Source organism: Novipirellula sp. (assembly GCF_041583735.1).
Classification (GTDB): Bacteria; Planctomycetota; Planctomycetia; order Pirellulales; family Pirellulaceae; genus Novipirellula.
Window position 1 is genome coordinate 1 of the sequence record NZ_JBFHFD010000248.1, and the last position, 11,655, is coordinate 11,655.

An 11,655-nucleotide genomic window follows, 5' to 3' on the forward strand; every position below is an offset into this window, starting at 1 on the left:
GTCCTTGATTCTTTCAGCCCCATCAATTGACGCGCGGCGATTCTGCTACGCACAACGACTATTGGGATTCAATCGGTCGGTGGGGTTGTTCGGGCTAGCATGAATCGAAGTAATAATCCGATTCGATGGCTCGTCATTGTGTGTGGGTGGGATTAGTTAATCTGTAACGCCCACGATGGAGTTGACGGAGTGCGTAGCAACGGCAGAAATTCGGAATCCTCGGTTTCCAGAGCGTCATTGAGATTTTCTTTGATCTTGGCAAACTCGTCCTCGAGCTTCAGGAACGCAGTGACCATATCGGGATCGAAATGCGATCCCGAACCTTCTTTGATCACCTCGACCGCCTTGTCATGGGAAAACGCCGGCTTGTAAACGCGTTCGCTGGTCAACGCGTCATAAACATCCGCGACGGCCACGATACGTCCACAAAGCGGGATCGTCTCGCCCGCCAAACCGTTCGGATAACCGGTTCCGTCCCAGCGTTCGTGATGGGTCATCGCGATTTCATAAGCCATATGCAACACCGTCGATTCGGGATGAGCGTCCACGACCGAGCGGAGTGTGTCGCCACCAATCTTTGCATGCTGAGTCATGACCGCAAATTCCTCGGCCGTCAATTTTCCCGGTTTGAGCAGAATGCGATCGGGAATGCCGACCTTGCCAATGTCGTGCAGCGGACTGGTTTCGTAGATCGATTGGATGTAGATCCCGTCAATGGTCTCTTGAAATTTGGGCCATGTCGAAAGCTCGACGCATAGCAATCGACAATATTCGCGGATTCGCTCGAGGTGGCTGCCGGTTTCGTTGTCGCGGCTATCAGCCAACTTGGCGAGCGCAAAAATCATTAACTCGCGGCTCTCTTGCAGCAAAAGTCGCTCGCCTGCACGAATTCGCATCAACATTTCGCTGGGGCTGAACGGTTTGGCGATGTAATCGTCGGCGCCGGCATCGAGCCCCTCAACGACACTTTCGGTGTCGCAGCGTCCAGTTAACAAAATGACATAGGTGTAGTCGCACGAATTGCGTCGGCGAATCTCGCGACACAGATCGATGCCATTCATATGCGGCATTTCGACATCCGAAATCACCATTCGATACTTGCCGGTGCGAACGTAGCGCAGCGCCTCGACCCCATCGGCCGCAACGGCAGTGGAGTATCCGAAGTACGAGAGTGCATGTCGCAGCGTTTCCGCAGCGATCGGGTCATCATCAACGACCAAGATATGAGTCGTCTTACTAGTTAATTTCATGGTCATTTCTGCTCTCCACGATCCGAAGGAACGCTCACTGAAAACTCATCACTCAAAAACGCGCGGACCTCGCAATGCAGCGAACGCAGTTCATCCACCATGGCGAGTAACTCGGAGGTTTCATCACAATGAGCCCGTGTTTCGAGCGCGGCGGCCACTTGAGCCACGCGGGCGGACGCCATCGTTTGAGCGGTTCCTTTGTGCCGATGGGCTAGCGAGGCGAGTGAACTTTTATCCCCCATCCGCACCGTGGATTCGATCAGGTCGCATTCGTTTCGCGACGTCTCAACAAATCGACACAGCATCCGTTTCGCCATCTCTGCACTTCCCATCATTCGCTGAATTAATTGCTCGCGATCGATAATCGGCATGGATGGTTCGGTAGTGGTCATCAGAACACTCAAATTACAAACGAGTTCAGTCACCGGATACCCGATGTCTACACGGTGCCCCACCGTGTCAAGCAAACGCTAGCTTCCGCTTTAGCCCCATTGCCCCTTTTTCGCTCATTTATTCGGTGAACCGAAACAATGACTCCATCCCCCCCCACGGCTCAGTCGCCTTAACCGGCATAATTGGACTCGTCCCGCGTGGACTGCTACCCCCCCCACCTAACATCCAGTCTCGCCATCCGCTCTTTTGTGATGCCCCGTCGAGCCCTTATGCGATGACTCGTCTGGCTCTTTCGCGATGACTCATCGGGCAGATCACAGATTATCGCTATCGGATTGGGGGTTTCGCCTTACAATGGGTTCGCCGTCGCGAATTCTCATCGGCCCTCGAGCCCCGCTCGTAAATCAACCCGCACTCTAATAAACCAGTTTTTTGATGCAGTTACCGGTTATTGATCCTTCCAGCAGTAATTCGCCCGCTCCTGCGATGCCACGCGACTACTTGTCCGATTTGGCTGCGGGAGGCCGCGCCCCGACGGGCCCAGTGGCCGCTCGCCCGTTGCCGATGAGCATGGAGGAGGCTCGCCAGCGTGGTTGGGACGAGCTCGATATCGTGTTTGTCACCGGCGATGCCTACATCGATCACCCCAGCTTTGCGATGGCGATTCTTGGCCGGACGCTCGAAGCGGCCGGTTTCCGCATCGGCATCGTCAGCCAACCTGATTGGCGATCGTGTGATCCATGGAAAACGTTCGGTCGTCCACGTTTGTTCTTTGGCATCAGCGCCGGCAACATGGACTCGATGATCAACCACTACACTGCGAACAAAAAGGTCCGTAACGACGACGCTTATTCGCCGGGCGGAAAGATCGGCTTGCGGCCTGACCGCGCCACGCTGTCGTATTGCCAACGTGCACGTGAAGCCTACAAGGGTGTCCCCGTGATCGCCGGCGGTGTCGAAGCCTCGCTGCGTCGATTGGCTCACTACGATTACTGGAGTGACAAAGTCAAACGCTCAATCTTGTTGGACAGCAAAGCCGACCTTGTCGCTTTTGGGATGGGCGAGAACGCGATCGTCGAGATTGCCCAACGACTCGAAGCAGGCGAGGACGTCAAATCGCTCCGCGACATGCTCGGCGTCGCCTATGTGCTCGGGGCATCCGAGTCCGACGCGATTCCCGAGGACGCCTTGACCCTGCCCAGCTTTGACGAGGTCACTCGTGACAAAGTAGCGTTCGCAGAAGCGACTCGTATCATTCACAACGAAACCAATCCCTACAACGCACGACGGTTGGTGCAAAACCATGGCACTCAAACCGTGGTCTGTAACATTCCACAACCGCCGATTTCCGAAGCGGCAATGGACCAGATCTACGGGCTGCCCTATACCCGGCGTCCTCACCCGAGTTACAAGGAACCGATTCCCGCGTATGAGATGATCAAGAACTCGGTCACGATCATGCGTGGTTGTTTCGGGGGTTGCACGTTCTGTTCGATCACGGCACATCAAGGCCGGATCATCCAATCGCGCAGCAAAGAATCGATCCTTGGCGAGATCTCAAAAATGACCAAGGACAAATCGTTCAAAGGAGTGGTCAGCGATATCGGCGGTCCGACTGCGAACATGTACCAGATGAACTGTACCAAACCCGAGGTCGAAGCGGTTTGTCGTCGCCAATCGTGTGTGCATCCCAAGATCTGCAAACTGTTGGGCGTGGATCATACGCCGGTGATTGAACTGATGCGAGAATCGCGAAATCTGCCAGGCATCAAGAAGGTGCTTGTCGCTAGCGGGATTCGAATGGACTTGGCGCGTACATCGCCCGAGTACCTGAAGGAATTGACGGCGCATCACGTGGGCGGCAAGCTCAAAGTGGCACCGGAGCATGTCGACGCTGGCGTGCTGAACAAGATGCGGAAGCCGAAGAACGACGACTTTGAACATTTCACCGACGTCTTCAAAGAAGAGTCGCAACGAGTTGGCAAAAAGCAATTTATCGTTCCCTATTTCATCGCATCACACCCCGGCAGCGATGTGCGTGCGATGATCGAGTTGGCGTTGTTCTTAAAACGCAATGGCTACAAGCCTGACGCGGTGCAAGACTTTATCCCCGCTCCGCTGGATATTGCCACGACAATGTATTACACCGAGCTTGACCCGTTTACCAAGAAACCGGTCTACATTGCCAAGGCGATGAAAGAGCGGAAGATGCAACGGGCATTGATGCAATTCTTCAAACCGGAGAATTACTTCGAAGTCCGCGAGGCTTTGCGTTCGGTCGGCCGCACCGATTTGATCGGTGACGGTTGTGATGGATTGATCCCGTCGAAACCACCTCAAGAAGCGATCCGAGCGCGACGTCAAGACGCGAACAAACGGTTCCGAGGCGACTACGTGCACACGATTGCCAAGCCGGATGCCGCGGGCAGTGGCGAGCAGAAGAAGGGCAGCAAGAAGAAACGCCGCGACCGCAAAAGCACCGGCTATCGCCCCGACCGCCGCGGCGCAAATTAACCGCCTTCCGTCGTGGATCTTGCTAAAGATCTTTGGTCACACGAGTCCTATCAGACCGTATTGAAACACCCAAATTCTTGCGTTGAAAGATGCACTTATGGTTTGTCAGCGATAAAAGTTAGGGTTGGCCGTAGTGGACGAGGGAAGTTTTGATCCAGCGACCAATATACTATGTCTGCACATGCTTTTCTTTTGCGAACACTGAAATCAAGACCTGACGATTGCATAACGCTCCGCTATTCGATTTCCGATTCAATTTCGACTGGCCCATTCAATTTCGACTGGCCCATTCAATTTCGACTAGCCCATTCAATTTCGACTAGCAAGGGACGGTGGTCCGAAGCGATCGATTCGTCCACAACTTCAGTATTGACGATTCTCCACGAGTTTGCCGGGTACATGGCAACGTAATCGAGTTGCCGCTTCGGTGAGTTAGCGGGAAACGTAAGCAATGATCCGAAGGCCGCGATTCGCCATTTCTGTTTCAGTTTGTGAATCGCCAGTGAATCAGGCGTTGCATTGAAGTCACCTGCGAGAATGACCGGCAGAGAATCTTGAGCGAACAACCGATTGAGCTCTTCAATTTGCTCTCGTCGGATGTCGCCACGAGCATGATGCAGGTGCGTTGTCGCAAAACGTAACCTGATCTCTCGAAACTGAATGTCAGCAACCCCTACAATCCGGCGCTCGCGGTCCGGTTTTCCCGGCAACCAGTGCACGCTGAGCGCTTCGAGCGGATGTTTTGAAAGGATTGCTTGGCCGTACTCGCCGCCATCATAGTCCAACTGTTTTGCGAACCTGCCGTGCAGGCCGGTTTGGGTGGCAAGTGTCTCGGTTTGGTCAACCAATCCGGTTCGCTGAGTGTTCCTATCAACCTCCTGAATTGCGACTAAGTCAGAATCGGTTTGGCGGATGACTCTCGCCAATCGGTGAAGATCGATCTGGCCGTCCGTCCCCTCGCCATGATGGATGTTGTAGCTAAGTATGGTCAGTCGATTCGGCGAGTCAGAATCCTGTCCCTGCAACCACGTCGTTTGAAACAAACAGACAGATAAAAGCAGCAAGGAAAGGCTGAATGGCGTGTTGCTGGGAAGCAATGTGTTACCTCAGTGATCAGTCAGAGCGGAATAGCTTCTTTCGTCTTTGCGTTCATTGGCATCTCGGGGACATAGTCCGTTTTGATATCGTAGTCGAAGACATTTCCTGCTCCTGAGACGACTTCGAACTCGATCGTGCTTTGCTGATTGAATTCCGGTGGCACGACATCCACGGGGACTTCGCTACCAAACTGGATTGTATTATCGGCTTGTTTCCCCGTTTTCTTATCAAAGTCGACGCTTGCTGTAATGCGAACGATGTAAGTTCCCGGCTTGACCCCGTTGGCCCCCGTAAGTGCGTATTGGCCATTACTGATTTGACCTTGGCCACCGCCATTGCTCCCTACCACCGTCGGAGAAAATACAATCCCCGCCATTCCATCAAGAGGTGATCCGTTGAGTGTAATGGTGCCGCTGACGTTTTCACGCCCGTCCGGATTAGAGGGGGTGGAACATCCGCTATTTGGTACGAGCGACAACGAAAGCATCGCGATTGATACAAATCGATGCCTGAGATTTCTCTGTGTTGATGTGGATTTCATCCGACAACCTGTCTCACTTTGACTTAAAGAATTTAGAATTGATCAGCACCTAGACAACTCGGCGTGTGGCTATCGCATGGTCACGGCAGTTGCTGGCCTACTGCAGAAGCAAGCACTGTCCGTTGATTTTTGACCCGCGTTCTGATTCGCGGATGCACACTTGGTACGAGGTAACGTGAAACGATCCCGGAAGAGGCTACTCCAGTACAACGACTTCGCCGCCATGGGAGGTACCGGTCGCACGCCAAATTTCGCGGTTGATGCTTTCTGTGACAAAAGTGACGCTTCCATCGCCGCGGACCATATTGACCCCGCCGGGGTGATAGCTACGCGCCGAGATACGAACGGCATAACCTGCAGGAGCATTTTCTGCGATGCAGGGAGCGTCCTTGGTGCTTTGGCAGTAGGAGGCCGACATCATCTCATCCGGCTGGGGAGTGTTGGGTTCGTAGTAGGTCGAGAAAAATGCATTTTCCCCACGGATGCTACCGCGAAAGTCACTGTAGCTGGCGTGGGGCGTCGCCCCACCCCCTGTTTGCAGCACTTCAGAGAACAAAGCAGTATTGGAGAGACCGTCGGTACAGGAAGCCATTCGCTCTCCGCGTTGCTTTGCGAAGGCGTCTGTGCGTGACTGAGCGGTGCCGCCGATGGGACCGACGCCGTTGCCAAACAGGGCCCCCTGTTCTAGCAGGACATCCGAGGGGTCGCCACCGATTCTCTTCAAACCATAGTAGTTCGATACTCGCCAATTCGTCCCCCCCGCGATGACGGAGCCCGTTTGTTCTTGAGCGTTACCGACGGCCGTTTGTCCGATACAGGCGACGTAATTAATTTTCGGCCAGAGATTGGAACCGACGCGAAACGGATTTTCCGTACTGCTAGGACACTTGAAACTAGAGACGCCGCCCTCCGCTCCTCCCCAGGCAGCAACATTCTGCTTACGATCATAGCGTCCGCCTTCGGAAAGGTTGCTTGAATCATAAACAAATCCTCCCGTCCCCGTCGTCGCGCCATACGGCACATAAGAAACGCTCATTTGGTCGTAGCGATTGGTTTCCTCAATGAACGGGAGAATGAAGGTTGCCCAAGTCATGAAATTGTAGTCACGACAACCTGGCGGGAGTGTTCCACCATTGGTATCCGCGAAATTGTGTGCTGCGAGTCCTAGTTGTTTCATGTTGTTGCTGCATTGCATGCGGCGTGCTGCTTCTCTTGCAGCTTGAACTGCTGGCAGAAGCAACCCGACCAAAACGCCAATAATAGCAATAACCACCAACAGTTCCACCAAAGTGAAACCTCGCAGATTGTGTATTCGCACCACCATCTTCTGTTCCTTGATCGAAACCTAAAACGAGAGTTCTCCACTCATCAACGAGTGTGAGACAACAGTTGCGAATTCTATTGCTCCGCCAATAGACCTCAAGCGGATTCGCGTTTAATTCTCGTGAAGTTCTCGCTTGACAACGATTTGTCGAGTAAGACGGACTGCACCAACGCCAGGACCTGTGTTCTTGATCGATCTCGAAGACTTGGTGACCGTTGGTTTGTAACAAATATTTCTCTGCTACAGTGAATCCCTATCAAGGATCTTTCATCCTTTTGGATTCTCAGTGTACTATCGCGACAACCATACTTGCCGTCGTTTACAACTGGCCACACTATGCATGCGAATCGGGCAGTGTGCGGCCGCCAATACCGCATCGAGAGAGAAGCTGAGCTACATGGCTAGGAAGAGCGTCGCTGATCGAAACGCTTTTTGGCTTCCGTTACAATAGAGTCTGCGTTTATTGCTCGCTACAGATCGAAGTCGTCCAAGGAATCGATCAGGCGGTCGAGTTGGTCTTTGGGTTTGGCGGCGTGCTGCTGTTGCCGCTTGAGCAATTGGTCGTCAATTCCGACGGTGTCACGGCCCGCCAATAACAACTGCTCGTCGCGTTCGCGTGCCGCGGTTGCGATCGGATCGTCGCTGCCCGACGGCGCACCAAACAATTGCGACAAGTCAATCTTGAAGCCTTCGTCCCCTTCGACTTCGGCGCCGGCGATTGCGGGCGCCTTGTGCTGTGGAAAAATGATCGCGTTTTCAGGACAGACGCGGCTGCACGCTGGACATCCCTTGCGACAATTGTCGGGCTGTTCCACTAAAATCGTCTCGGCTGCATCGACGCCGTAAACCCCAAACAAACAAAAGTCGACACACTCCATACAGTTCGTGCAGCGGCTGAAGTCGATCACCGGGTACCAACGACGCGATGTCTGCTCTTCAACCTCAACCAACTTGCCGCCAATGATCGGCAAACTTTTTGGTGACGAGTTGTCCTCGGTCGGTTGACCGAGTATACGCTTTAACTCGTTGAGATACGGCTCGGCATCACCCGCAAGCTTCAAGTCGATACAGTGGATGTTGCGGTCCGGCCGCGGATACAACGTCGCGACGCGGTCGACGCCGTCGTCGGAGTCCTCCGCATTGTTTGCTTGTCCATTGACGGCCTGTTCGGCTTCACCATCCGACTCGTCCGCAACCGCCTCGCCCAATTCCGTTTCGACCAATTGGCCGCGGACACCGTTGCGATCGAGAACCCAATGCGCCGCACGCGAATAGATCCACGAAAAAACGATCAAATCGCCTTCGATCTGCGACAACTGCTGATACGACTCGCTCGTTTTGGGCAAGTCGTACAAATGGGGAACCACCAACACATCGACGCCGTCGATGTTCGCGGCGGCGTCCGCGAGCTGTTGCTCGATCGCCCGTTTCTGCGGGTTCCGCGATTGACCTCGCGAGACAACAACGGTGTATGCGGCTCTTTCGATCGCTGAAATCATTGTGGTTTCGTCGGTTTTCAATGCGGCGGGTGATCGGGGAAGGAGGGGACTACCAGTTCAGCGGCTTCAGCCAAGCTGCCTTGGCATCGGCCAGCGAAACGCTTAGCGCAGGTCCGGCATCGGTCATGATCGCCAATTTGCCGGAGCCGTCCATTGTACCAAGCCGTGTCGCAGAAACAGCTGCCTTTGCGAACAGCTCGGCAAATGCGTCTGCTTGGTCGCTTGGTACTTCGCAAAGGAAGCGGGTATTTGACTCGCTGAACATCACCTCGGTCGCCGAGAGCCCCGATTTCTTGCAGATCGCGTCGATATTCAAACTCATTCCCAACCCGCCAGCCATCGCCATTTCGGTCGCGGCGACCGCTAAACCGCCTTCACTTAAATCGTGACAGGCGCGGATCATGCGTCCACCGATCGCTTGATGGACTGCGGCAAAGGTATTCTTGGCTCGCACCGCGTCGACCGTTGGCACTTGACCGCCATCGAGTCCGAGGGAAAGCAACAAGTGCGATCCACCGAGTTCCGATTTGGTTTCGCCGACCAAGAAGACGGCATTGCCCGCCGCCTTGGCATCCATCGTGATCGCTTTGGCGACGTCATCAATTTGCCCCATCGCACTGATCAGCAAGCTCGGCGGGATGGCGATCGTTTGACGATTGCCATCCGCATCGTTGTAGCTGAACTCGTTGTTCAGGCTGTCTTTACCACTGACAAACGGAGTCCCCAGCGTGACCGCCATGTCTTGGCACGCGATCGCGGCGCGGACCAACGAACCGAGTGTTTCGGAGCGATCGGTGTACCCCCAACAGAAATTATCGAGGATCGCGACCTTGGCCGGATCGGCACCAACCGCCACTGCGTTTCGCATCGCTTCGTCGATCGCCGAGGTTGCCATGTGGTAGGTGTCAAAGTCACCGTAGTGAGGATTCATGCCGCACGAAATCACCAAACCGCGACGACTTTCCAGTCGTGGTTTGACAACCGCCGCATCGCTTGGACCATCGCACATCGGCCCGACCAACGGTTTGACGACGCTGCCCGCTTGGACTTCGTGATCGTATTGGCGGATGATCCAGTGCTTGCTGGCGACGTTCAGGCTGCCCATGATTTTCAACAGCACGTCGCGATGACCAGCATCGTCCAGCGATGGCAATTTGGCCTTCGTCGTCGGTGCGGGGTGATAGACAGCATCGCGAATAATCGGCGGTCGTCCATCGTGCAAAAATTCCATCGACACATCGCCGACAACGTTGCCGTGGTAAGTCAGTTGCAGACGACCGGTCGCAGCAAAGCGTCCTAGAATCGCCGCTTCAACCCCTTCGCTTTCGCAAAGCTCGCGAAGTTCGTCCCACGAATCTTGCGGCACCGACAAGACCATTCGCTCTTGCGCTTCGGAGATCCAGATTTCGGTGTAGCTAAGACCTTCGTATTTCAGCGGCGCCTTTTCGAGCCAGACTTCGGCGCCGAGCTTTTCGCCCATCTCGCCCACCGCACTCGAAAAACCACCCGCACCACAATCGGTCACGGCGTTAAACAGTCCCCGATCGCGAGCCTGCATCAACACCTCGAGCACCATCTTTTCGGTGATCGCGTTACCGATTTGCACCGCACCCCCGGAGAGCGATTCGGATTCGCTGGTCAATTCCGCTGAACTGAATGTTGCGCCATGAATTCCATCACGGCCCGTGCGTCCACCGATCGCCACGATCAAATCGTCAGGCTGGACTTCCTTTTCTTCCATGCCAACGGGAATGATGCCGACGTTGCCGCAATACACCAAGGGATTGCCGAGATAACGACGATCAAAGTAAACCGCGCCATTGACGGTCGGAATGCCCATCCGGTTGCCATAATCACGCACTCCGGAAACCACCCCTTTCATCACCCGCCGAGGATGCAGCACGCCAGGTGGCAAACCGGTGGGATCGGTGTCCGGCGGCGCGAAACAGAACACGTCGGTATTGCAAACCGGCTTGGCGCCCATCCCGGTGCCCATTGGGTCACGGATGACGCCGCCGAGTCCTGTGTTCGCACCACCATAAGGCTCCAGTGCAGAGGGATGGTTGTGCGTTTCGACTTTGAAACAAACATGGTACTCGTCATCAAAGGTGACGACGCCCGCGTTGTCTTTAAACACGCTGACACACCAATCGTTATCGCCAAGTGTTTTGCGAATCGTTTGCGTGGCGGCAAAGATCGTTTCTTTGAGCATGTTGTCGTACTGACGCTCGTCCGCCTCGGGGGTCCCGTCGGCACCGGGGCCGCGATAATGGATGCGACCGGCCAGCGTTTTGTGGCTGCAGTGCTCGGACCACGTTTGGGCAACGGTCTCGAGTTCGATGTCGGTCGGGTCGCGACCAATCGATTCAAAGTGATCGCGAATCGTCTGCATCTCGACCAACGTCAGATAGAGCTGGCCTTCTTTGGAAAGCGTTTCGAGTTCCGCATCACTGAGCTTGCGAATTGGAATCGTCTTGAGCTCGAACTGGCCGGCCGATCCGACATCAAGCTGGTCCATTTCGAGCGGTCCCACCACAACCTGCTCGACCGAGTCGTTCGAGAGTGCTCGGCGACAAATTGCATCGAGCACCGAATCGTCCACATCGCTGATCCAAAACTTGCGAAGCGTCCGCACGGCGTCGACGTTGAACCCGATGTCCTTGGCTGCCGCAATCGTACTGGCGGCCACCGGGTCCATCACGCCTGGCTTGGGCAGGACATTGACGAGCGTCAAACTGTCACCGGGCGGCTCGTTAAGCACGTCTTGGCCGGCAATCGCCACGACCGAACGTTCGGTAACGGCGTCCACCAGCAGGGTGTTGGCAAGCTGGACCGCTTGCTCGTGAGCGAAATCACCTTGGATCAAAAAGCTGCGGGCACAGTCGACGTCCACATTGTCATGCAGCCCAAGTTCGTGAATTTCTTCTTGGGTTCGCTTGGCTTCACGATCGACTTGACCTTCGGCCGGATAAATATCAATTTGCCAAAGCGGCATGGTTGCGTTTCCAGTATTTCAAAATTTCGAAGTGAAGTGTA

8 protein-coding genes are annotated in these 11,655 nt (G+C 54.8%); 1 reads left to right on the forward strand and 7 read right to left on the reverse strand.

What is annotated here, in order from left to right; genetic code table 11:
• Positions 1-152 precede the first annotated feature (152 nt).
• Both ABX962_RS18290 and ABX962_RS18295 read right to left on the reverse strand, forming a co-directional pair.
• On the reverse strand, positions 153-1,250 hold the full coding sequence (locus ABX962_RS18290; protein ID WP_372721476.1) for an HD domain-containing phosphohydrolase: 1,098 nt from the start codon (positions 1,248-1,250) through the stop codon (positions 153-155).
• 2 nt (positions 1,251-1,252) lie between these two features.
• Positions 1,253-1,642, reverse strand: coding sequence for an Hpt domain-containing protein (locus ABX962_RS18295; protein ID WP_372721477.1), 390 nt, complete (start codon positions 1,640-1,642; stop codon positions 1,253-1,255).
• 436 nt (positions 1,643-2,078) lie between these two features.
• Here ABX962_RS18295 and ABX962_RS18300 point away from each other — a divergent pair, with 436 nt between their 5' ends.
• Positions 2,079-4,157 (forward strand): YgiQ family radical SAM protein, encoded by a 2,079-nt coding sequence (locus ABX962_RS18300; RefSeq protein ID WP_372721478.1) that lies wholly within the window; start codon positions 2,079-2,081, stop codon positions 4,155-4,157.
• A 290-nt stretch (positions 4,158-4,447) separates the two neighbouring features.
• On the opposite strand, the gene ABX962_RS18305 is transcribed toward ABX962_RS18300, so the two are convergent.
• The 5 genes from ABX962_RS18305 to purL all read right to left on the reverse strand — a co-directional run bounded on the left by ABX962_RS18305 (position 4,448) and on the right by purL (position 11,614).
• On the reverse strand, positions 4,448-5,221 hold the full coding sequence (locus ABX962_RS18305; protein WP_372721479.1) for an endonuclease/exonuclease/phosphatase family protein: 774 nt from the start codon (positions 5,219-5,221) through the stop codon (positions 4,448-4,450).
• A 53-nt stretch (positions 5,222-5,274) separates the two neighbouring features.
• Positions 5,275-5,742, reverse strand: coding sequence for a hypothetical protein (locus ABX962_RS18310; protein WP_372721480.1), 468 nt, complete (start codon positions 5,740-5,742; stop codon positions 5,275-5,277).
• Between the two features lie 250 nt (positions 5,743-5,992).
• Positions 5,993-7,120: a DUF1559 domain-containing protein gene (locus tag ABX962_RS18315; protein WP_372721481.1), complete on the reverse strand. Its 1,128-nt coding sequence runs from the start codon at positions 7,118-7,120 to the stop codon at positions 5,993-5,995.
• A gap of 470 nt (positions 7,121-7,590) precedes the next feature.
• Positions 7,591-8,619, reverse strand: coding sequence for an ATP-binding protein (locus ABX962_RS18320; protein WP_372721482.1), 1,029 nt, complete (start codon positions 8,617-8,619; stop codon positions 7,591-7,593).
• 49 nt (positions 8,620-8,668) lie between these two features.
• Complete coding sequence (gene purL / locus ABX962_RS18325) at positions 8,669-11,614, reverse strand: phosphoribosylformylglycinamidine synthase subunit PurL (RefSeq protein ID WP_372721483.1); 2,946 nt, start codon at positions 11,612-11,614, stop codon at positions 8,669-8,671.
• Positions 11,615-11,655: the final 41 nt, after the last annotated feature.

Excerpts from the sequence above, each read along its gene's own strand:
- ABX962_RS18290 (WP_372721476.1), bottom strand. The coding sequence starts at position 1,250 with ATGAAATTAACTAGTAAGACGACTCATATCTTGGTCGTTGATGATGAC.
- ABX962_RS18295 (WP_372721477.1), bottom strand. The coding sequence starts at position 1,642 with ATGACCACTACCGAACCATCCATGCCGATTATCGATCGCGAGCAATTA.
- ABX962_RS18300 (WP_372721478.1), top strand. The coding sequence starts at position 2,079 with ATGCAGTTACCGGTTATTGATCCTTCCAGCAGTAATTCGCCCGCTCCT.
- ABX962_RS18310 (WP_372721480.1), bottom strand. The coding sequence starts at position 5,742 with ATGCTTTCGTTGTCGCTCGTACCAAATAGCGGATGTTCCACCCCCTCT.
- ABX962_RS18315 (WP_372721481.1), bottom strand. The coding sequence starts at position 7,120 with ATGGTGGTGCGAATACACAATCTGCGAGGTTTCACTTTGGTGGAACTG.
- ABX962_RS18320 (WP_372721482.1), bottom strand. The coding sequence starts at position 8,619 with ATGATTTCAGCGATCGAAAGAGCCGCATACACCGTTGTTGTCTCGCGA.
- purL (WP_372721483.1), bottom strand. The coding sequence starts at position 11,614 with ATGCCGCTTTGGCAAATTGATATTTATCCGGCCGAAGGTCAAGTCGAT.